This is a genomic window from Stappia sp. TSB10GB4 (assembly GCF_900185745.1).
In the GTDB taxonomy this organism is placed as follows: Bacteria; Pseudomonadota; Alphaproteobacteria; order Rhizobiales; family Stappiaceae; genus Stappia.
Genome location: NZ_FYAV01000055.1, coordinates 46,073 through 70,727, shown reverse-complemented (window position 1 = coordinate 70,727; position 24,655 = coordinate 46,073). Strand labels below are relative to the sequence as shown.

Annotated in this window: 3 protein-coding genes (1 of these 3 only partly in view); all 3 read left to right on the top strand. The window is 71.0% G+C overall.

All coding sequences use genetic code 11. The annotated features are described in order from the left end of the window. Tightly spaced (each overlapping or abutting the next), the 3 genes in view from TSB10GB4_RS15165 to TSB10GB4_RS15155 form a layout consistent with a single transcriptional unit that may run on beyond the window. Positions 1-3,045, top strand: partial view of an SDR family NAD(P)-dependent oxidoreductase gene (locus tag TSB10GB4_RS15165; protein WP_186396395.1) — the end only. Its footprint begins 17,628 nt before the window's first position; 3,045 of the gene's 20,673 nt are visible here — the last part of the coding sequence; the start codon falls outside the window, past its left edge; it ends in the stop codon at positions 3,043-3,045. Beyond that, complete coding sequence (locus TSB10GB4_RS15160; RefSeq protein ID WP_186396394.1) at positions 3,042-4,379, top strand: NAD(P)/FAD-dependent oxidoreductase; 1,338 nt, start codon at positions 3,042-3,044, stop codon at positions 4,377-4,379. The genes TSB10GB4_RS15165 and TSB10GB4_RS15160 overlap by 4 nt, the downstream gene beginning before the upstream one ends. Then, positions 4,376-24,655: a non-ribosomal peptide synthetase gene (locus tag TSB10GB4_RS15155; RefSeq protein WP_186396393.1), complete on the top strand. Its 20,280-nt coding sequence runs from the start codon at positions 4,376-4,378 to the stop codon at positions 24,653-24,655. The genes TSB10GB4_RS15160 and TSB10GB4_RS15155 overlap by 4 nt, the downstream gene beginning before the upstream one ends.

Here is a 24,655-nt window from a genome sequence, read left to right as displayed (position 1 = left end):
ACGGGCGGGGCCGACGCGCATCAGCCAGGGATCCGCGAGCGGCTTGTCGCCTCGCTCGCCGAGGACCTGATGATCGACGTGGGCGAGATCCGCGACGACGCCGGGTTCCTGGAGCTCGGTCTCGACTCGATCCTCGCGGTCACCTGGATCCGCAAGCTGAACGCGCTGTTCGGCATCGATCTGCCGGCAACCGCGGTCTATGCGCATCCGACCATCGGGGCGCTGACCCGCCATGTGGCGGACCTGGCCCCGGTCAAAGCTCCCGCCCCGCTCGCCACCCCGGCCGCCACTCCGGCCGTCACCCAGAGCGCGGCTCCGCCGCCGCCCGCGCCAGCCGCTGCCGCCGTCGCTGCACCAGCTCCGAAGTCCGACGAGCCGCCCGCCGTTGCGATCATCGGCGCGTCCGGCATCTTCCCCAAGGCCGGCGATCTTGATGCCCTCTGGCGCAACATCCGCGAGGGGCGCGACTGCATCGAGGAGGTGCCGCCCTCCCGCTGGGATGTCGCGCGCTTCTATCATCCCGACCCGGCGCATCCCGGCTCGTCCTATTGCAAGTGGATGGGCGCCCTCGACGGGGTCGACCTGTTCGACGCCCGCTTCTTCGGCATCACTCCGCGCGAGGCGGAGCTGATGGACCCGCAGCAGCGTCTGTTCCTGCAGGTCGCCTGGCACGCGATCGAGGATGCGGCCATCGATCCGCAGGCCTTGGGCGGTCAGAACTGCGGCATCTATGTCTCCTCCGGCCCGAGCGGCTACGAAGACCTGATCGAGGAGCGCAACGCCTACAGTCTGCTCGGCAGCTCCGGCTCGATCCTCGCCGCGCGCATGTCCTACCTGCTCGACCTGCGCGGCCCGAGCCTGTCGATCGACACGGCCTGTTCCAGCTCGCTGGTGGCGATTGCCGAGGCCTGCGAGAGCCTCGCTGCCGGCACCTGCGACATGGCACTGGCGGGTGGTGCCTGCGTTCTCATTGGCCCGAAGATGTTCATCGACACGTCCAAGGTTGCGATGCTGTCGAAGGACGGCCGCTGCTTCACCTTCGATGCCCGCGCCAACGGCTTCGTGCCGGGCGAGGGCGTCGGCGCCGTGCTGCTGAAGCGGCTGGACGACGCCTTGCGCGACGGCGACCCGATCCGCGCGGTCCTTCGCGGCTGGGGCACCAATCAGGACGGCCGCACCAACGGCATCACCGCGCCCAACCCGCAGGCCCAGACCGCGCTGATGCGCTCCGTGCAGGCCCGTTTCGGCATCGATCCGGCGACGATCGGCCTCGTCGAATGCCACGGCACCGGCACCCCGCTCGGCGATCCCATCGAGATCGAGGGCCTGCGCGACGCCTTCCACGGCGTGCCGGCGGACGCGGACTGCCGGATCGGTTCGGTGAAGAGCAATATCGGCCATTGTCTCGCCTCCGCCGGTGTTGCCGGTGCGCTGAAGGCGATGCTCGCCCTGGAGCAGGCCGAACGGCCGCCGGTGGTGAACTTCGACAGTCTGAACCCGCATATCTCGCTGAAGGGCACGCCCTTCGCGCTGACCCATGCGGCGGAGCCGTGGCCTGCGAAAGGCAGTGCGCCGCGCCGCGCCGCCGTCAGTTCGTACGGCTTCAGCGGCACCAATGCGCATCTGGTGCTCGAAGAGGCGCCGGCCCCGGCGAGGCTGCCGGCGTCGTCCGGCCCCTGGCTGCTGGTCCTGTCGGCGCGGGACCGCGAGCGCTTGCAGGACTATGCCGCCGGTCTTGAGCGCTTCGTTGCGGCGACGCCGGGCCTCAATCTCGGCGCGCTGGCGCAGACGCTGCAGGTCGGGCGCACGGCCTTCGCCAGCAGGCTCGCCTTTGCCTTCGCCGGCCGCGAGGACCTGTTGCGTGCGCTCGCCTCGGTCGCGGCGGGGCATCCGCTCGCCGGGGTGCATGTCTCCGAAGGCGACCGCTCGGCGACCGCACCGTTCGAGGCGGACGCGGAGGCGAGGGCGCTTGTCGCACGCTGGCTCGCTTCCGGCGACAGGGACCGCCTGTCGCGCGTCGGCGAACTCTGGGCCAAGGGGCTTGCCGTCGACTGGTCGGTGCTGCCGCCGCAAGCCCGCCTGCGCCTGCCGGGCTATCCCTTTGCCCGCGAGCGCTATTGGGTCGAGCCGGGCGAGAGTGCCGAGGCGGCACCGCCGGCAACCGTCGTGCCGCCCGCGCTGCAAACCCATCCGCTGCTGGACGGCGCCGCGGCGCGTGGCGAGATCGCTCGCTTTTCCGTCTCGCTCACGGGCGATGAACCCTATCTCACCAGCCATCTGTCCGCCGACCGGCGGCTGGTTCTCGGTCTCTTCTTGCCCGAGCTGGCGCGCGGGGCGCTGGAGCGTACCGGTGGCAGCCCGGTCCACGGGCTGCGGCATCTGCTGTGGGGGGCACCGCTTGCCGTCAACGGCCACCCGAGGCATCTGACGGTCGTGGTCGGCGACGACGGGCAGGGGCTGCTCTATCGTGTCGTGGCGGACGGCGAGGAAGCCGCGCCCTGGCATTTCGGTGCGGCGGTCGCAGAGGATGAGCTTCCGCCACGGCCGGCTAGGGCGGAACGGCTCGCGCCCGCTGCCGGCACAGACCTTGGCGAGGCCTATCGCGCCTTCGCCGAGCGCTGCGCCATCCATTCGGGACCGGCAGTGCCCGAGGCCGCGAGTGTCGGCAGGGTGAGCCTCGTCGGGGATCGCCTTGTCGCAGAGCTTCGCCGTCCGCGCGGCGAGACGGGCTCGGCGGGCGCCATGCTGTTCGATCCGGCATGGCTGGATGCGGCCTGGCGGCTGCTGGCCTTCCGGCTCGGCGGTCATCTCGCCGAAGCGGTGGCGAGCGCTCTTTCGGCACCCGCCGCCATCGAGAGCATGTTCGCCTGGGCGAGTGCCGGCGAGCGGGCCGTGCTTCATGTGGAGGGCGGCAACAGCCTCCCGCTGGTTCTTTCCCTTTACGACGAACAGGGCAATGCGTGCATGGTGATGCGGGACGTGCGGCTGGGATCGCCGGAGGCCGGCGGCAGCCGGATCGGTCTTGTCAGGGAGGCGGCGCGATGAGTGACAAGATCGCGATCATCGGCGGCGGCCCGACCGGCATCGGCGTCGCGCGCGAGCTGATTGAGGACGGGTTCGCCGTCGATCTCTATGAGGCCGAGGCCGATCTCGGCGGCGTGTGGAACGCGGACGCACCTTGCGGGCGCGCCTATGCCTCGCTTCACCTGATCTCGCCGAAATTCAACACTCAGGTGCCGGATTTCCCGATGCCGGAGGACTATCCGGCCTATCCCAACCATCGCCAGATGCTGGCCTATATCCGCGACTATGCCCGCGCGCATGGCGTCTATGAGCGCACGCGCTTCAATGCCGCCGTCGAGCGGTTGGAGCCGCAGGCGGGCGGCTGGCGCCTTCGCTCCGCCGCCGGGCATTCCCAGACCTATCCCCTGGTGATCGTCTGCAACGGATTGCAGCGGGTGCCGCGCTTCCCCGACACGAGCGGGCTCGGAACCTTCACCGGCGAGGTGCTGCATGCCCGCGACTACAAGAGCGCCGAGCAGTTCAAGGACCGGCGCGTTCTGGTCGTCGGGGGCGGCAATTCCGGCTGCGACATCGCCGTCGATGCGGTGCGCACGGCCGCTTGCGTGCATCACAGCACCCGCCGCGGCTACTACTACCAGCCGAAATTCATCAACGGGAAGCCGACCCCGCAATGGATGATGGAACTCGGCAACAAGTTCGCCACCCGCGAGGAAACGCTGGCCTATATCGAGGAAGTGTTCCGCTTCGCCGGCTATGACGGCGCCGATTACGGCTTGCCGCGCCCGGACTATCCGCTGGATGCGGCCCATCCGGTGATGAATTCGCTGATCCTCTATCACATCGGCCATGGCGACATCATGCCGAAGGGCGACCTTGTCGCGCTGGACGGCAACACGGTCACCTTCGCCGACGGCAGCTCTGGCGGATTCGACACGATCCTCTATGCCACCGGCTACAGCCGCGACTTTCCTTTCCTCGACCGGGGCCTGCTGGAGTGGAAGGGCGAGATTCCGGACCTCTTCCTGCACTCGACCCCGCGCAATCATGACAGCCTGCTCTTCATGGGCTTCATCAATGCCGCCGGCGGCCTCGGCGACGGGTTGAAGACGCAAGGACTCTTCGTGCGCAACTATGCCCGCGCTCTCTTCGCCCGCAGCGCCGGGCTCGAGCGCTTCCTGGCAGCGAAGAAGACCGACCAGCCGGATCTCGGGCAGGGCTATTTCATCGACAGCTACCGCCACCGGTGGGAGGCGGATCTGTGGAAGCTGCTCGCCCATATGCGCCGCTATCGCGACATGCTGGCGGAGGGCGATCCGGCGCCGGGCCGGGAACTGGTGGAGACGCTGGCGCCATGACCGACGACCGGCGGCCCGAGGATCTGAAGGCGCGCATGGCGCGGCAGCTCGACCAGGAACTGGTCGAGCGGGCCCGCGCGCGCGCCGCCTCGCGCCGGCCGGAGCCTGAGGACGTGGGCGCGCCGTCCGCATCGGCAACGCTTGCCGTCCGGCTCGCCGAGGACGTTCACCGGCTGGCGTCCGAGGCGCTGCGCATCCCGCAGGACAAGCTCGACCCGACGGAGAACCTTGCCAATCTCGGCATCGATTCCATCGCGATCACCGAGGTGATGGCGCGCATCTCGCGGCACTTCGCGATCACCGTCGCGCCGACGACCTTCTTCGAGGCGAAGCATCTCGACGATCTCGCGGCGATCCTCCTCGCCCGCTACGGCAAGGCGGTAGAGGCCGCCTACGCTGCCCGCGCCCCTGAGCCGGCGCCGGCGAAGGCCGCTCCGACTATTGCCCCGGCACAATCGCTTCCGCCGACCGCCACCGATGAGGCCGCCGACGTGCCGGAGGCATGGCTCGCCCGTCACCGCGCCTTCGCAACGGGGGGGGGAACCGCACGCTCCGGCGCAGCGGCGCGTCCCGCCCCGCAGCCTCTGTCGGCCGCGGCCGCGACCGGCGAGCAGGTCCCCATCGCGGTGATCTCGATGGAGGGGCGCTTTCCGCAGAGCCCGGACCTCGAGACCTTCGCCGCGCATCTGGCGGCCGGCGACGACTGCATCGAGGAAGTGCCGGCGAACCGCTGGGACTGGCGCGTGGTCCACGGCGATCCGAAGAAGGGACCTTTCACCGACGTCAAATATGGCGGCTTCACGCCGGGGCACGACCTGTTCGACGCCGCTTTCTTCAACATCTCGCCGCGCGAAGCCGAGCTGATGGACCCGCAGCACCGGCTGTTCATGGAATGCGTCTGGAGCCTGATCGAGAAGGCCGGGCATGCACCTGGCTCGCTTTCCGGGCGCAAGGTCGGGCTGTTCCTCGGCATCAACCTGCTCGACTACACCGACATGGTGAACCGGGCCGGCATCATGGATGCCCAGCAGCTCACCGGCCTCGGTCACGCCTTCTGTCCCAACCGGCTGTCCTTCCTGCTCGACATTCACGGACCGAGCTCGGTCATCGACACGGCGTGCTCCAGCTCGCTCGTCGCGATCCACCGCGCGATCATGAGCATCCGCCATGAAGGCTGCGAGATGGCGATCGCCGGCGGCTCGAACCTGATGCTGTCGCCGATGCAGCATATCATGTTCTCGCAGGTCGGGATGATCACGCCCGACGGGCGCTGCAAGACCTTCTCGGCCGCCGCCAACGGCTATGCCCGCGCCGACGGCGTCGGCGCGGTGCTCTTGAAGCGGCTCGACGCTGCCGAGCGCGACGGCGACCCGATCCTCGGCGTCATCCGCGCTTCCGTCGAGCATCACGGCGGCGGGGCAACCTCGCTGACCGCGCCGAACCCGAAGGCCCAGGCCCGTCTGGTGGCGGAGGCGTATCGCCTCGCCGGCATCGACCCGCGCAGCGTCAGCCTGATCGAGTGCCACGGCACGGGCACCCCGCTCGGCGATCCGGTCGAGGTTGAGGGGCTGAAGACCGCCTTTGCCGAGCTCTACCGCGAGAAGGGTCTCCCCGCGCCGGCCGTGCCGCATATCGGGCTCGGCTCGGTCAAGTCGAATATCGGTCATGCGGAAACGGCGGCGGGCGTTGCCGGGCTGATCAAGGTGCTGCTCGCCATGCGCGCCGGGACCCTGTTCCGGAGCCTTCATTGCGAGGAACCCAACCCGCTGCTGGAACTGGAGGGAAGTCCCTTCTACCTGTTGCAGGCCGCGCGAAGCTGGGACCGCCCCGTCGTCGAAGGCGTCGAGCAACCCCGCCGCGCCGGGCTCAGCTCCTTCGGCGCGGGCGGCGCCAATGTCCACATGGTGATCGAGGAATATCGCGGGCCGCAGCCTGTGCCGGCGCCCGTCTCGTCTCCGATGATCGTGCCGCTGTCGGCCCGCACGCCGGACGCGCTGGCCGATGTCATCCGCCGCCTGCGGCCGCATGTGGCCGGCGCTGATCTCGGCGACCTTGCCTGGACGCTGCAAGTCGGGCGCGACGCGATGCGCGAACGGATCGCTTTTGTTGCGCGCGATGCCGACGACCTTCTCAGCCAGATCGATGCCGTGCTGGCGGGGGAGGGCGGCGACGCGCTTCGCGGCTCCGTTCCGCGCGGCCGGCGCGCCGAAGAGCCGGCACTCGATCCTGCCGGCCGCGATCCGCTCGACGTCGCCCGTGCCTGGGTCGGCGGCGCCGGCGTCGACTGGCAGCAGTTGCATGCGGGCATGCCGCGCCGGCGGCTGGCGCTTCCCTCCTATCCGTTCCAGCGCAAGCGCTACTGGCTGCCGCTGGAAGTCACGCCGGCGGCTGTCGCGCCCGGCCTGTCGCCGCAACCGGCCGGCGCCGACACGTTCGAGATCGACCTGACGGGGCACGAGTTCTTCCTCGCCGACCACCGGATCGGCGGGCGGGCGGTCCTGCCCGGCGTCGCCTATCTGGAGCTGGTGCGGGCGGCGGCCGTGGAGGCAGGGATTGGGCAGCCGCTCCTGCGCCAGGTCGTCTGGATGAGCCCGCTTGCCGTCGAGAAACCCGTGCGGGTGCGGGTGGTCTTCACCGGGGCCGCCGATGGTTCCCGCCGCGCCGAGGTTCTGAGCCTTGCGGCCGGCGAGGATCCGCGCCTGCATGCGCAGATGCTGGTGGCCGATGGTGTGTCTCAAGCCCCGGCCGCGTCCGATCTGGCTGCCTTGAGGCTGGCGCATCCGCGCATGATCCCGGCGGAGCGGGTCTATGCCGCCTTCGGCGCCATGGGTCTTGCCTATGGGCCGGGGCACAAGGCGATCCTGTCGCTTGGCCTTGGGCGCGACGCGAACGGTGAGCGCTCGGCGCTGGGCCATCTCTGCCTGCCGGACGCGGTGGCAGGCACCGCCTCGGCCTTCACCCTGCATCCGAGCCTGATGGACGGGGCCTTCCAGGCCGCCATCGGCCTCGTCATGGAGGAAGATGGCACGGCGCCGAAGGGCGCGGCGCTCCCCTTTGCCATCGAGGCGGTCGAGATCTTCGGCCCGCTCGACACCGACCTTTGGGTGCATATCCAGACACGCCCCGCGTCCGGCGGCGATCCCCGCACCCGGCGCATGGACCTGCTGCTGCTGGACGATGCCGGCACGGCGCGCGTCGCCCTGCGCGGTTTCGCGACCCGCAGCTATGTCGAGGCGCCGCCTCAGGACACCCCGTGCTTCGTGCCGATCTGGCGCAGCGTCGAGGGGGAGGGCGGAGCAAGCCGGCCCGCCCGGCACCTCGTGCTCGTCGTGCCGGAGGCCGCCAACCGCGAGGAACTGGCCCGGCATCTCCCCGGCGCCGAGATCAGACCGCTTGCGGGCGCACGCGGACAGGATCTTGCCGAAATCTTCGAGGCGGCGGCCCTCGATCTGCTCGACGTGCTGAAGGCACAGACAGGCGGCGCGCTCGTGCAGGTGCTGGTGCCGGACGCGGAGGGGCATGGGGCGCTGTCCGGCCTCGTCGGCTTGCTGCGCAGCGCCGCGCGCGAGCCGTCCGGGCTGACCGGCCAGTTGATCGCGCTGGCGCCGGGTCTCGATCCCGCCTCGGTCGCCGCGCACCTCCTGCGAGCGGCCAGCCATCTTCCGCTCGACCGCTTCCGCGCCGGGCTGGACGGCCTTGCCGCCGAGATATGGGAAGAGGATGGGAAAGAGATCGGCGGCAGCGCCCTGCCGCTGCGCGACGACGGCGTCTATCTGATAACCGGCGGGACCGGCGGGCTCGGTCGGCATCTTGCGCGGGCGATCCTTGCCTCAGCCCCGAATGCGAAGGTGGTGCTTGCCGGCCGGAGCGCCGCCGCGCATGCCGAAGGCAGGTTGTCCTATGCGGCGACTGACCTTTCCGACGCGCAGTCCGCGCAGGCGCTGGTGGAGGGGATCCGCGCACGGCATGGCCGCCTCGACGGCGTGTTCCATGCCGCAGGCGTGTTGCGCGACGAGGCGCTGAAGAAGAAGACGGCGACGCAGTTGCAGGAGGTCTTCGCGCCGAAAGTGCGCGGCCTCGTCGCTCTCGACCGGGCCCTCGGGGCCGCGCCTCTCGACTTCCTGGTTCTCTTCTCGTCGATCTCCGGCGTCTTGGGCAATCCGGGGCAGGCCGACTACGGCGCGGCCAACGCCTTCCTCGATGGTTTCGCCGAGGATCGCGAGGCCCGGCGCCGGCGCGGCGCATGCCATGGCCGCACGCTCTCCGTCGCCTGGCCGCTATGGCGCGACGGTGGTATGGGCATGGACGCGGCCAGCGAGGCCTTGATGCGCCGGACCACCGGCCTCGTTCCGCTGGAAACCGGCGCGGGGCTCGGCGTACTGGCCGGGTTGCTGGCCGGCGAGATCGCGCCGGGCACCGCCCGCGTGCTGGTAACAGTGGGCGAGCGCGAGCGCATCCGCGATCTCGTTACCCGCACCGCCATCCGCCCGCAGGAAAAAGCCGAGAGCGCGCCGAAGCCCACCGCCGTCGATACCGGCGATCTCCGGCTCCGGGTCTTGCGCGCGGTCACCGAGGAGGCGGGCGCGATCCTCAAGGTCGCGCTCGACGATCTCGACGCGGATGTGGAACTGACCGAATACGGCTTTGATTCCATCAGCTTCACCCAGTTCGCCAACCGGCTGAACGACCGCTTCGGCCTCGATCTGACGCCGACCCTGTTCTTCGAGCATCCCGTGCTGGAAACGCTCGCCGCGCATCTGGCGGAGCATCATGCCGCAGCGATGATCGCCGTCCTCGGCGGCGCGCCGGCACCTGAGGCCTTGCTGCCGGTTGCGCCAACGGGTCCCGCGCCGGCACCCGTCGCCGCGACCGTCCCTCGTCCCGCTGCTGTCGCCGACATCGCCTCCGGGGCCGTTGCCATCATCGGCATGAGCGGCATCTTCCCCGGCGCTGCCGATGTCGCCTCCTTCTGGCGGAACCTCGTCGAGGGCCGCGACTGCATTTCCGAGGTGCCGGCCGAGCGCTGGGACTGGCGCGACTGGTGGGGCGATCCGCAGCGCGAACCCGGCCGCACCAATGTCAAATGGGGTGGCTTCATCGGCGAGCGGCTTGCGGAGTTCGATGCCGCCTTCTTCGGGATTTCCGCGCCCGAAGCGCGGATGATCGACCCGCAGCAGCGCCTGTTGCTGACCGAGGCCTGGCGGGTGATGGAGGATGCCGGCTACGCTCCCTCGCATCTTGCCGGCTCGCGCACCGGCGTCTTCCTCGGCACCGCGGACACCGGCTACAGCCGGCTGGTCGCGGCCTCCGGCAGCGGCGTTGAAGGCTACTCGATGACCGGCCTTGCCCCCTCGCTCGGGCCGAACCGGATCAGCTATTACTACGATTTCCACGGCCCCAGCGTTGCCGTCGAGACCGCCTGTTCCAGCGCCCTGGTCGCCGTGCACCGCGCCGTCGAGGCGATCCGCTCGGGCCATTGCGACGCGGCCATCGCCGGCGGCATCAATGCCCTGCTCCTGCCGGAAGCCTTTGTCGGCTTCTCGCGCGCCGGCATGCTGTCGCCCGACGGGCGCTCCAAGCCGTTTTCGGATGCGGCCAACGGCTATGCGCGCGGCGAGGGCGTCGGCCTCGTCTTCCTGAAGCCGCTGGAAGCGGCCGAGCGCGACGGCGACGACATCCTCGCCGTCATCCGCGCCTCGGTGGAAAACCATGGCGGCCACGCCGCCTCGCTGACCGCGCCCAACCCGAAGGCGCAAGGAGAGCTGCTGCGCAGCGCCTATCGCGCCGCCGGCTTCGATCCGCGCACCGTCGGCTATATCGAGGCGCACGGCACCGGCACGCCGCTCGGCGATCCGATCGAGGTGGAGGCACTCTCCGCCGCCTTCGCCGATCTCGCGCGAGAAGCGGAAGACCGTTTCGGCGCCGGCGTCGCGCCGTCCTGCGGCATCGGCTCGGTCAAGTCGAACATCGGCCATCTCGAGCTTGCCGCCGGCATTGCCGGCCTGATCAAGGTGCTGCTGCAGATCCGTCACGGCGAGATGGCGGCAACGCTCCATTGCGACCGGCTGAACCCCTATCTCAAGCTGGAGGGCAGCCCCTTTTATGTCGTGCGCGAGGCGCGCGACTGGCCGCGCATCCGCGACGGGTCTGGCCGCGAGCTGCCGCGCCGGGCCGGCGTCAGTTCCTTCGGCTTCGGCGGCAGCAACGCCCATGTCGTGCTGGAGGAATATGTCGCCGCGTCGGTGGCCCGGCCGGCCGAGACCGGCGCGCCGGCCGTGCTGGTTCTCTCCGCCCGCAGCGAGGACCAACTGCGGACGATGGCAAGCGATCTGCGCCGCCATCTGGACGAGGCGGGAGACGCGGTCTCGCTGGCCGATGTCGCGCACACGCTGCAGGTGGCGCGCGATGCCATGGAGCACCGCCTTGCCTTCGTGGCCAGCGGCAGCAGTGAGGCGATCCGGCGGCTCGACGCTTTCCTTGCCGGAGAGGAGACGGGCGGTCTGCATCTCGGCCGGGTGCGGGCGAACCGCGCTGTCATCTCGGTGCTGGAAGGCGATGCCGACCTGAGGCAGGCCGCCGCCGGCCTCGTCTCGCGCGGTCGCCACGACGAGTTGCTGGCCCTGTGGGTGCGCGGGCTCGACGTCGACTGGACGCAGCTTCCCGGCAGCGCCGGGCGCAGGCGCGTGCGGCTGCCGGGCTATCCTTTCGCCCGCACGCGCCACTGGGTGCGCGGCGGCGAATCCGCATCGGCGAGTGCCGCGAGCCTGTTGTTGGAGGGGAGCGAGAGCTTCCTGTGCGATCATCTTGTCGGCGGGCGCAAGGTCCTCCCCGGCGTCGTCCAGTTCGAACTTGTGCGGGCCGAGCTGGAACGGCGCGGGTTTGCGGACCTGCCGCTGGAATTCACCGGGCACACCTGGCTGCGGCCGGTTGTCGTCGATGCGGCGCCCGTGCGGCTTCAGGTCGAGATGGACGAGGCCGGCGACGGCTATCATCTTGTGACTTCCGGCCGCGAGGGCCGGCAGGTGCATGGCGAGGGCCGCGTCCGCGCAGCGCCGGACATCGTATTGCTGCCGGTCGATCTCGATGCCTTGCGCGGAGCCATGTCCGGCGCGCTCGATCCGTCCGGGCTCTATGCCCGGTTCGAGGCGCTGGGCCTCGGCTACGGCCCCGCCCACCGGCCGATCACCTATCTTGCGACCGGCAATGGCTGCGTGCTTGCGCGGCTCGAACTCCCGGCAGCCGCGACGGACGGCATGGCCCTGCATCCGTCGATGCTGGACGGCGCGCTGCAGTCGCTGCTGGCGCTCTCCGCAGGCGCCGAGGCCGCGCTCGCCGTGCCCTATGCCCTGCGCCGGCTTGTCGTGGCCGGCCCGACCGAACCGGTCATGTGGGCGGTCGGCGAACGGGACGAGGCCACGCATACCCTGCGGCTCTGCGACGAGACAGGCCGCGTTCTGGCGCTTTTCGAGGGCTTCGCCGCCCGCACCGTCAGCCCGTCGGCGCCTGTCCGTCCGCCGGTGGAGGAGGCGCCGTCCACGAGACCAGCCGCAACGGCCGTGCTTCACCGCGTGACCGCCATCGCCGCGCGCGTCTTGGAAGTCGACCCTTCCGTTCTCGACACGGAGACGGAGCTGGGCGAGTTCGGCTTCGACTCCATCACGATGACGGGCTTTGCCGCCGCCATCAATGACGAGCTCGACCTCTCGCTGACGCCGGCCGACTTCTTCGAGTTCGCGACGCTTGCCCGCCTCGCGCGCCATGTCGGCGGGCTGATCGGCCCGGATGTCGCGGCCGGCTCCGCGCCGACCACCACGCTGGCGGAGCCGACCCAGCCCGTGCCGGTGCCTCGCCAATCGGCACGTGAAACGCTTGCGCCCCTGCGCGATGAGCCGCTGTCGGACGATCCGGTCGTCATCGTCGGGCTGAGCTGCGCCTTCCCGCTGGCGCGCAATGCCGATGCCTTCTGGCAGAACCTCGTTTCGGCGCGCGACTGCATCACCCGCATTCCGCCCGACCGCTGGGACTGGCAGGAGGTGGACGGCGACCCCAAGGCGGATCCCGGCAAGACCAACATCCATTGGGGCGGCTTCATCGACGGCGTCTTCGAGTTCGACCCGCTGTTCTTCAGCATCTCGCCGCGCGAAGCTAAACTGATGGACCCGCAGCAGCGGCTGATGATGATGCATGCCTGGAACGCCATCGAGGATGCCGGCCACTCGCCGCGCGATCTCGCAGGGCGTAAGGTCGGGGTCTTTGTCGGCACCTCGTCGAGCGGCTATCGCGAGCTCATCGGCGAGGACACCGGCGGCGAAGGATATGTCGCCACCGGCGCGGTGCCCTCGGTCGGGCCCAACCGCATCAGCTATTTCCTCGACCTGCATGGGCCGAGCGAGCCGGTGGAAACCGCCTGTTCAAGCTCCCTCGTCGCGCTGCACCGCGCGGTCCGCTCGATCCGCGGCGGCGACTGCGAGATGGCGCTGGTCGGCGGCGTCAATACCATCGTCACGCCGGAAGCGCATATCAATTTCGCCAAGGCCGGCATGCTATCGCCCGACGGGCGCTGCAAGACCTTCTCGGCACAAGCCAACGGCTATGTGCGCGGCGAAGGGGCGGGCATGATCCTCGTTCGCCGGCTCTCGGACGCGCTGCGCGACGGCGACCCGATCCTTGCCGTCATTCGCGGCACGGCGATCAATCACGGCGGGCGGGCGAATTCGCTGACCGCGCCCAATACGCAGGCGCAGGCCGATCTGCTGCGCGCCGCCTATCGCGATGCCGGCATCGACCCGTCCACCATCGGCTATGTCGAGGCGCACGGCACGGGCACCGCGCTCGGCGATCCAGTCGAGATCAACGCGCTCAAGACCGTTTTTGCAGGGATCGGCGCCGAGGGCTCCTGCGGCATCGGCTCGGTCAAGACCAATATCGGCCATCTGGAACTTGCCGCCGGCATCGCAGGGGTCGCCAAGGTACTGTTGCAGATGCGGCATCGGCGGCTGGTGCCGAGCCTGCATTGCGAGACCCTCAACCCCTATATCGATCTTTCAGGAACGTCCTTCGAGGTTGTCCGGCAGGGCCGGCCCTGGACGGCTTTGCGCGATGGTGCGGGCCGCGAACTGCCGCTGCGGGCGGGCGTCAGCAGCTTCGGCTTCGGCGGCGTCAACGCCCATGTGGTGCTGGAGGACTATTCCTCCGCGCCGCCCTCCGCCGCCGCAGCGCCCGCACCGCAGCTCATCGTCCTGTCCGCCCGCGATGCCGCGCGTCTCGAAGACCGGGCGCGGGATCTGGCGGAAGCGCTCGCGAGCGGGTGCTTCACCGACGCCGATCTCGCCGACCTTGCCTTCACCCTGCACGTCGGCCGCACGCCGATGAAGCAGCGCCTTGCCTTCGTCGCGCGCTCGCTGGCGGAGGTGATCCAAGCGCTGAGGGCGGTCCTGGACGGCGTTCCGCTGCCCGGCCTTCATCTCGGGCAGGCGCGTGCGGAGGTTCGCCTTGCGCTGCCGCAATCGCTCGAGGACTGGGCCCGGCACTTCGTGCAAGGCGGCGACCTTGCCGGTTTCGGCGAGGCGTCCGCGTCGCGCCGACGTCTGCGCCTGCCGGCCTATCCCTTCGCCCGCGAGGTCTACCGCGTCGCCGCCCCGGCCATGTCTGCCGTGCCGGCGACAGCAGCGCGCGACCCCGCAGTGTCCGAGCCCGCCGACCGTCTCTTCGCCCGCCGTCTTGAGGCATCGGCCTTCTATCTGCGCGATCATCGCTTCCGGGACATGCCGATCCTGCCCGCGGCCATGGGGCTGGAGCTTGCGCGAAGCGCCTTCATGGCCGCCGGCGGCGGCGACCCGGCGCGGCTGGAGGGCGTGACATGGCGCCGGCCGCTGGAACTCTCTTCCGGTTCTGTACAGGTGCGGCTGCCGCTGGAAGAGGGCGAGGCTGGCGCCAAAAGCTTCCGCTTGCTCTCGGGAACCGAGACCGAGCACATGCGCGGCAGCGTCGTCCCCCTGCCGGCCGGCTCTGTGCCGATGCATCTCGATCTTGCCGCCCTGCACGGCCGCCTCCCGCGCGTGCTCGACCGCGACTGGCTCTATGCCAGCTATGCCGCGCTTGGCCTCTCCTACGGTCCCACCTTCCGCTGTGTGGTCGAGATGCAGGCCGGCGACGGCGAGGCTCTGGCCCGGCTGCGGCTGCCGGACGCCGCCCGTGGCGGCGAGGCGTTCCATCTCCACCCGTCGATGCTCGACGCTGCCTTCCATTCGGCGCTTGGCCTCTTCCACGGCGAGCCCGGCGGCACGGCGGCGCTGCCCTTCGCGCTGGAGCGGATGGACGTCTTCGGCCCGACCGGCGAGGAGATGTGGGCGCATCTGCGCGAGCAGCCGGCTGCAAACGGCCTGCGCCGCATCGACATCGATCTTGCCGATGGTGCGGGCAACGTCCGCGTCGCGATCCGTGGCTTCACCCTGCGCCTGGTGAGGAGCGCGCTGGCGCCGGAGGAGACACGCGCGCCGGCGAAACCGGAACCCGCCCCCTCGCTGGCCGCAAGAGCCGAGCGCTATCTTGCGGAGGTCGTCGCGCGGGAGACCGACATTCCGCACGCCGACATCGATCCTGAGGCCGCACTGGAGATCTACGGCATCGATTCCGTACTGATCACCCGGCTCACGGATGAACTCGCCAAGGTGTTCGGCCCGCTCTCCAGCACCCTGTTCTTCGAGCACCAGACGCTGGCCTCGCTGGCCCGGCATTTCGCGTCGGCCCATGCGGACAGGCTGTCGGAGATCCTGGGGGAGGCGCCCGCCGGTGCGCTCCCGGCGATCGCCGCGCCCGCAACTCCGCCCCTCCGTGAGCGCAGGGGCGAGGCAAGGGACGAGCCGATTGCCATCATCGGCCTTGCCGGGCGCTATCCCGGCGCGCGCGATGTCGAGGCGTTCTGGCGGAACCTTGCGGCGGGGCGCGACTGCATCACCGAGATCCCGGCTGAGCGCTGGGACCATTCAAGGTTCCACGATCCGGACGGCCGGGGCGGGCTGCCGCGCGGCAAATGGGGCGGTTTCGTCGACGATTTCGACCGCTTTGACCCGCTGTTCTTCAACATCTCGCCGCGCGAGGCGCCCTATATCGATCCGCAGGAGCGGCTGTTCCTGCAATGCGCCTGGGAAACGCTGGAAGATGCCGGCTACACCCGCGCCACCGTCGCACCGGCCGCGGAGGGCATGGCGGGCGGCGATGTCGGCGTCTTCGTCGGTGTCATGTACGAGGAGTATCAGCTCTACGGCGCGCAGAGCACTGCCGCCGGCCGGCCGCTGGCCCTGTCCGGCAGCGCCGCCTCCATCGCCAACCGGGTCTCCTATTTCTGCGACTTTCACGGCCCCAGCATGGCCGTGGACAGCATGTGCTCGTCCTCGCTGACGGCGATCCATCTGGCCTGCGAAGCCCTGCGCGCCGGCGATTGCCGTGTCGCCCTTGCCGGCGGCGTCAACCTGACCCTGCATCCCAACAAGTATCTGGCGCTGGCGCAGGGGCGCTTCCTGTCGAGCACCGGGCGCTGCGAGAGCTTTGGCGAAGGCGGCGACGGCTACGTGCCGGCTGAAGGCGTCGGCGCGGTGCTGCTGAAGCCGCTGTCGCGCGCCATTGCCGACGGCGACCGCATCCACGGCCTCATTCGCGCCTCGGCGCTGAACCATGGCGGCAAGACCAACGGCTACACCGTGCCGAACCCGCTGGCGCAGGCCGCCGTCATCGGCCGTGCCATGCAGCGCGCCGGCGTGACGGCCGGGGACATCGGCTATGTCGAGGCGCATGGCACCGGCACCAGCCTCGGCGATCCCATCGAGATCGCCGCCCTGTCCCGCGCCTATCGCCGGGAGACGGAGGCTTGCGGCTTCTGCGCCATCGGCTCGGTCAAGTCCAATATCGGCCATGGCGAGAGCGCGGCCGGCATCGCCGGCCTGACCAAGGTGCTGCTGCAGTTCCGCCATGGCCGGCTGGCGCCTTCGCTGCATTCGGCAAGGCTCAACCGCGAGATCGATTTCGCCGCCTCGCCCTTCCGCGTCCAGCAGCGCCTGGAGGACTGGCCGCGGCGGCGGGACGGGCAGGGCAACGAGAGCCCGCGTCTCGCCGCGCTCTCCTCCTTTGGGGCCGGCGGCTCGAATGCCCATCTCATCATCGAGGAGTATCCGGCGCCCGCTCATCGGGAGGCATCTCCCGCCCCTGCGATCTATCCCTTCTCAGCTCGCGAGGCCGGGCAGTTGCACCAGGTGCTGGAGCGGTTCCGCGCCCGCCTCGACACCCTGTCCGAGGGCGAGCTGTTCGCCGCCGCGACCACGTTGCAGGACGGGCGCGAGGCCTTCGAGGAGCGGCTTGCCCTCGTCGCAGGCGACAAGGCGGAGCTGGTCCGTCTGCTGGACGCGGCGCTGCAGGGCGGCGGCGAGGGGGCCGGTATCTGGCGCGGCCGTACAACGCGCAGCCACGGGGTGCAGACGGCGCCGGGATCGCTGGAGGCAGCCGCCGCCGCCTGGGTCGGCGGCGCCGCGGTCGACTGGGCGCGGCTGCGCGGCGGCGTTCGTCTCGCCCGCATCGGCCTGCCGACCTATCCCTTCGCCCGCGAGCGCTACTGGCTGCCCGAGGGCGCGGCCGTGGAGCATCGCGCGCCGGCTCCGACGCCGGCTCCGGCCCTGCCGTTGCTGTTCCGCCCGCACTGGCGGGAGACGGACCCGCCGGCCGCCGCCAGCGCCCCTGATCGGCATGTCGTCGTCCTCTGCGGTGCGGCGGACGAAACTACCTCCCGCCTGCGCTCCCAGATGCCGCAAGCTCGGATCGTGGCGCTGGAGAGCCGCAGCACCGACGAGGGCGAGCGCTTCGCCGATCACGCCACGCACCTGCTCGCCCTGCTCAAGGAGGAGATGGCGAGCCGCTCGGGACCTGCCGTCCTGCAACTCGTGCTTCCCGTCGAGGACCCGTTCGCCGAAGGGCTAGCCGGCCTGCTGCGCTGTGCGCGCCTGGAGCATCGCGATCTGGCGTGTCAGGCGATCTCGCTCGATCCCGTCCGGCCCGATCTCGCCGGTCTGCTGGCGCATGAGGCCGCCCTCGCGCAGACCGATCACGACATCCGCTACAACCGGGACCGGCGGCTGCTGCGGACCTGGCAGGAGGTGGAGCCCGACACGGGCGGATTGCCGTCGCCGTGGAAGCCGGGCGGCATCTATCTCGTCACCGGCGGGGCGGGCGGTGTCGGCCTGCATCTCGCCGCCGACATCCTCGCCAAGGCGCCCGGCGCCACCGTATGGCTCACCGGCAGGTCCGCGCGCACGCACAAGCTCGACGAGACCCTTGCCGGCCTCGGGCCGCGCGCCGTCTACCGTCAGGCGGATGTCACCGACCGCGCGGCAATGGGCGCGCTGGTCGCGGAGATCCGCGCGGCGCATGGCCGTCTCGATGGCGTCGTCCATGCGGCCGGCCTCACCCGCGACAGCCTGATTGCCAACAAGTCCGAGGCCGATCTGCGCGCGGTGCTGGCGCCCAAGGTCGCCGGCACCCTGGCGCTCGATGCGGCGCTCGGCAGCGAGCCGCTCGATGTCCTGCTGCTCTTTGCCTCGGCCTCCGGTGCCCTCGGCAATCCGGGTCAGGCCGATTATGCCGCGGCCAATGCCTTCCTCGATGCCTTCGCGCAGGAGCGGAACCGCCGTGCCGGCAAAGGTGACTGCTGCGGCCATACGCTCTCCATCGACTGGCCCTACTGGCAGGACGGCGGCATGCGCCTTCCCGGCGCGGTTGTCTCCGCGATGGAGCGGCAGGCCGGTGCTACGCCGCTCGCCACCGATGCGGCGCTGGCAACGCTTGCCTTCGCGCTGCCGCGCAAGGGCGAGGATCAGCTTCTCGTGCTCGCGGGCGACAAGGATCGTCTGCGCGGGCTTCTTCGCCCGGCGACGGTTCCCGCGCGGGCGGCGGAGCCGGTTTCCGTCGCCCTTGATGCGGCTCCCCCGGTGAGCGAAGCCGTTCTCGACGCGGTTCGCGCCTGTTTCTCGCAGGTTCTGAAGATTCCTGCCGAGCGGCTCGGGGCGGAGGAGACCATCGACCGGTTCGGCGTCGATTCCGTCTCGGCGCTGGACATCGTGGCAGCGCTCGAAACCCGCTTCGGCCCGCTGCCGCAGACGCTTCTCTTCGAACATCCGACCATCGCAAGGCTCACGGCGGAGCTTGAGACGATGGGCCGGGGAGTGGTGCCCGTGACCCGCGACGAGGCTCCCTCGCCAACGCCCTCGCCAGCCCCGGCGATGCCTGTCGCGAACATCGATAGCATCGCCGTCATTGCCGTTGCCGGACGCTTCCCCGGCGCGCAAACAGTGGAAGAGTTCTGGCAGGCGCTGGAAGAGGGGCGCGACTGCGTCCGCGAGGTGCCGGCCGCGCGCTGGGATGTCGAGGAGACCTGGTCGCCGCGCAAGGGCCAGCCGCTTGCCAGCCATTGCCGCTGGGGCGGCTTCATCGACGATGTCGACCGCTTCGATGCCGGTTTCTTCGGCTACAGCCCACGCGAGGCGGCGCTCGCCGACCCGCAGGAGCGGCTGTTCCTGGAGACGGCCTGGCATCTGCTGGAACGCGCCGGCCACACGCGCGCCTGGCTCGGCAAGCGTTACGGCAACCGCGTCGGCGTCTTTGTCGGTGCCATGTACCAGCACTACAAGGCGCTGGAGATGGACGCGGAAAGCCGGGCGCTGCTGCTGCTCTCGTCCTATTCGGCGATTGCCAACCGCACCTCGTTCTTTTTCGATCTGCAGGGGCCGAGCATTGCCGTCGACAGCATGTGCTCCTCCGGCCTTCAGGCCGTGCATCAGGCCTGCCAGAGCCTGAAGGCGGGCGAATGCCGGCTGGCGATTGCCGGCGGCGTCAACCTGTCGCTGCTGCCGGAAAAATATGTCGGGCTCAGCCAGGCCGGTCTCGTCGGCAGCCATGCCGGCAGCCGCAGCTTTGCCGGCGGCGACGGCTATCTTCCTTCGGAGGGTGTGGGCGCGGTGTTGCTGAAGCCGCTGGCCGATGCGCTCGCCGATGGCGACACCGTGCTTGCCGTGATCCGCGCCAGCATGGCCAACCATGCCGGCCATTCCGCCGGCTATGCGGTGCCCAATGTCGATGCGCAGGCCCGCCTGCTTGCGGAAAACCTCGAGGCGGCGGGCATCGATCCGCGCTCCATCGGCTATGTCGAGGCGGCCGCCAACGGCTCCGCCATCGGCGATGCCATCGAGTTGAGAGCGCTGGGCCGCGTTTTCGCGGGGGCGCAGGACATCCCGCTGGGCTCGGTGAAGGCCAATCTCGGCCATGCGGAGGCGGCCTCCGGCATGGCCCAGCTCACCCGGGTGCTGCTGCAGTTCCAGCACCGCCGTCTCGTGCCCTCGCCCGGCCTGCCGAGCATGAACGCCGCCGGTTCGCCCTTTGCCGCAACGCCCTTCGTGCCGCAGCTTCGGGCCGAACCGTGGCTCCCGCGCCTCGTCGAGGGGGAGGCGCAGCCCTTGCGGGCGAGCGTCAGTTCCTTCGGGGCGGGCGGCTCCAACGTGCATCTGGTGCTGGAAGAGGCACCGCCGGCGGCCGCCGCCAGCACCGACGAGTCCGCCAGCCCCTTCCGCTTCCCCGTGTCGGCGCGCACGCCGGATCAGCTCGCGGCGATGCTGCGGCAGATTGCGGGTTTCGTGCGGACGACGCCGGGCCTCTCGCTGGACCGCCTGTCGCGCACGCTCCGCTTCGGGCGGGAGGCGATGGCCTGCGGCGTCGAGGTCACGGCCTCTTCGGTGGAAGAACTGGCCGACAAACTCGGTGCCGCTGCAAACGATCCGTCGGCAGCGCCGCTGCCGCAGACGACCGAGGACGGCGACCGGCGCGGCCTGCTGGTGCTGCCGGGCTACCCCTTCGCCCGCGAGCGCCATTGGATCGGCAGATTGCCCGATATCCCGTCACCGTCGGAGCCAGACGCACGCAGCCGGGCAAGCGACGCCGCGCCTTTGGAAACGCTCCGGCACACGGTCGCCGCCCTCCGGGGCGTGTCGCCCTCTCAGGTGTCCCTCGACGTGCCCTTGCGGGACCTTGCGCTCGACTCCATGGGCTGGATGCGGCTGGTGTATACGGTCGAGGAGGCCCATGGGGTGACGCTCGCCCATGCCGATCTCGACCGCCATCCGACCCTTGCGGATCTCGCCGCCCGCATCGCGGCAAATGAGCCGGATGCGCTGCCCGAGGTTGTTTCCTCGGTGACGGACGGGCCCTGGCGCTCGCCGCTGAGCGAGGGCCAGAAGGGCCTGTGGGCGCTCCAGACGCTCTATCCCGATCTGACGGACTACAACGTGCCGCTGGCCTTCCGCGTCGGCGGCATCGACGAGGACAGCCTGTCGCGGGCCTGCGCCTGGCTCTGCGAGAGCTTTCCCGTGCTCGCCGCGCGGGTCGCCGGCCAGGGCGAGAGGCTGGAGGCCGGCGATCCCCCGCGCCTTGCGAGCCTCGCGGTTCCCAAGGAGATCGAGCCGGCGGAGTTCGCCCGCCGGCGGCTGGCCCGCCCCTTCGATCTGGCCGTGGAGGCGCCGATCCGCTTCGAGCTGCTGCGCGGCGGCACGCTGGGGCCGGGCGAGGGGCTTCTCCTTGTCACCTTCCATCACATCGCCATCGACGGCGCCGCCGCCGCCGTCGTCGCCCGCCAGTTTTGGCAGGCCTATGCGGCCTTTGCCTCGGGCGGCGTGCCCGAGCGCGCGCGGGCCGCGAACCGGGCCGACTATGCCGATTTCGTCGCCTGGGAGCGGGACCTGCTCGCCTCGCCCGAAGGGGCGGCGCAGCGGCGCTACTGGCGCGAGCGGCTGTCCGGCGAGCTTCCCGCCCTCGATCTGCCGGCCGACCGGGAGACGCTCGCCGCCGAGACCGGCCGGCGCGACGGCGCGGCCGAGCATCGCTTGCCGAAGCCGCTCGTCGCCCGCGCAAGGGAGGTGTTGCAGGGCCAGGGCATCAGCCCCGCCGCCTTCCATCTCGCGGTTCTCTCAGCGCTGCTCTATCGCCATACCGGCCAGGACGACCTCGTCATCGGCGTGCCGACCCTGCGCCGGCCGCAGCGGCGCTTCGAGGAAACCGTCGGCTATTGCGCCAACATGATGGCCCTGCGGATCGCCGTGGATGGCGATCTGCCGGCCGCCGCCTTGCTGGAGACGGTGCAGCGGGCGCTGTCCGAGGGGCTGGTGCGGTCGGATGTGCCCTTCGCGGTCGTCGCGCGGGAGCTGGGCGGCCGGGCGGACGGGATGGCGCCCTGGCAGGTGAGCTACGCCTATCAGAACTTCCCGCAGGGCGCCGGCGTCGACCTGCCGCCGGAGCAGGGGCGGGCCGAACATCTCCGGCAGATCCGCCAGCCGGGCGACACGCCTTTCGGCCTCGAACTCTACGAGGACGGCGACGGGCTGCTGCTGGTCGCGACCTTCGACGGCAGCCGCTTCGGCGCCTCCCGCATCGAGCGGATGCTCGGGCACTACGAGATGCTGGCCGGCGCGATGCTGGACGATCTTGAAACGCCCGTCGCCGAGCTTGCCATGCTGACCCGCGCCGAGCGCGAGCGCGCCCTCTACAGTTGGAGCGCGGCAACGGATGCCCCGCCGGTTTCGGGTCTGGTCCATGAGTGGATCGAGGCCCGCCTGCGGCAGGTCCCCGCTGCCGGCGTCCTGACCGGGCCGGAGGACACCCTCTCGGCCCGCCAGTTGCTGCGGCAGGTCGAGCGGCTGTGCCTGACGCTGTCGGCCTGCGGCATCCGGCAGGGAGACCGGGTCGCGGTGCTGTCGGGGCGGGAGGCGGACGGCATTGCCGGCCTCATCGCCGTGCTGGCCTCCGGAGCGGTCTGGGTGCCGCTCGATCCCGACCATCCGGACGACCGCCTGTCCCTTGTCCTGGCCGATGCCGGGGCCGCGCTCGTGCTGGCGCCGGGACGGCTGGTTGCGCGCGCGCGCAAGCTTGCCGGCACCGGCGTCCGCGTCGTCCGGCTGGACCGCGACGGCTGGGGCCTGCGCCAGCAGCTTGCCCGCCGGCGTCCCGTCGCCCTGCGGCCGGAGGATCCCGCCTATATCGTCTACACCTCCGGCTCGACCGGCGCGCCGAAGGGCGTGGTGGTCTCCCACGGCGCGCTGGCCGGCCACTGCCGGGCGGTCATCGACCGCTATGGCCTCGGCGAGCGGGATGCCGTGCTGCAATTCGCCTCGCCCGGCGTCGACACCGCGCTGGAGCAGATCCTGCCGACGCTGGCGAGCGGTGCCCGCCTGGTGCTCGGCGGCGCGGCGGTGCGCGCGCCCTCCGACTTCCTGGCGCTGCTGCAGCGCGAGCGCATCACCGTCGCCGACCTGCCGCCGGTCTATCTCCGCGAACTCCTGCAAGCCTGGACCGCCGGCGCCGCCGACCTGTCGAAACTCTCCCTGCGCCTGCTGATCTGCGGCGGCGAGGCGCTGGGGCCGGATGTGGTGGCCCTGTGGGCGGCGAGCGGCCTGGCGTCGGCACGCCTGCTCAACGCCTATGGGCCGACCGAGGCGACCATCACCGCCCTGGTGCATGAGGTGGTGCCCGGCGACCGCGCCGGCCCGGTGCCGATCGGCCGGCCGCTGCCCGGCACCCGCATCTACATTCTCGACCGCGACGGCAATCCGCTTCCCGACGGGGCGGTCGGCGAGTTGCATATCGGCGGGCCGCGCCTGGCGCTCGGCTATCACGGCCGCCCGGATCTGACGCAGGAGCGCTTCGTCCTGCGGACGATCGATCCCGGCGAACCGCCGATCCGGCTCTACCGCACCGGCGATCTGGCCGCCTTCCTGCCCAACAGCGGCGGCGTCGCGGCGTTTCACGGCCGCCTCGACGACCAGGTGAAGATCCGCGGCTTCCGCGTCGAGCCGGGCGAGGTCGAGGCGGCGCTGGCGGCCGAGGGGCTTGGCGAGACGGCGGTGCTGGCGACGGTCGGCCGCGACGGCGGCGCGGCCCTGTCGGCATTCGTCGTCGCCGACGCCGCCGGGTTCCACGAGACGGGGCTGAAGGCGCGCCTCGCCGGGCGGTTGCCGGCGCATATGCTTCCCGCGACGATCCACCGGATCGACGCGCTCCCTGTCGGCCCTGGCGGCAAGGTCGACCGGCAGGCGCTGCGGCGCATTGCCGGCGCGCCGAAGCCGCATGAGGAGGCGGGCGAGGCGGCGGACGAGGCACCGCAGGACGAGACCGAAGCGCGCGTGCTGGAGGTCTGGTCGCAGGCGCTGGGGCAGGGCGGCGACAGGCCGCGTCTTCACGACGGCTTTGCCGAAAGTGGCGGCGACAGCCTTGCCGCCGTGCGGCTGCTCGCCGGGATCGAACGCGCCTTCGGCCTCGCGCTGTCGGTGGCCGATCTGGCCGCCGCGCCGACCATCGCCGCCCAGGCCCGGCTCCTGCGCGAGCGTCTGCCCTCCGGCCCTCCGGCCGGTGCCGGCGACCCCACTGCTCCCTCGCTTCTCGTGCCGCTGCGCCGGGCCCCGGATGCGGTGACGGCGCCGACGTTGTTTCTGCTGCATCCGGTCGCCGGCACGATCTCCTGCTATGGCGATCTTGCCGCCGCGCTCGGGCCGGACTGGTCCGTCCATGCCCTGCGCGCCAGCGGGCTGCTGCCGGGCGAGAGCGTCGCGCCGCCCGATCTCCCGGCCCTTGCGGCGCGCTATGCCGGCCTGCTGCGAACCGTCCAGCCCAAGGGGCCGTATCGGCTGGCCGGCTGGTCGATGGGCGGGGTCCTCGCCTTCGAGATCGCCCGGCACCTGATCGCCGCCGGCGAGCGGGTCGACCTCCTCGCTCTCTTGGACAGCTACACGCCGGGCGAGGTGAGGCGCATCGAGCCTGATGAGGGGCGCGTGGCCGCCGGCCGAACGGAGACCGCCGAGGCGATGGCCTTCGCCCGCGACCTCCTGGGCGGCGAGGCGGTGGACCTGGCCGCCGGCGCCGACATCGCCGAGCAGCTCCTCGCCACGCCCGCCTTCGCCCGCAGCCATCCCGGCATGACGGCGGACGACCTGCGCCGGCTGTTCGCGGTCTTCGTCGCCAACCGCGCCGCCCTTGCGGCCTATGAACCGGCTCCGCTGGACGTCCCGCTGACGCTGGTCAGGACCCGGCAGGGGCTCGACCGGCTCGGCGTGCCGGACTGGCAGGGGCTTGTCGCGGGAAAGATCGCGCTGATCGAGGCCGACGGCGATCACTTCACCTGCCTGCACCCGCCGCATCTTGGCGGCTGGGTCGGGCAGTTGACGCAGGCGCTGGCGGAGCTGCCGCCATGCGATTGA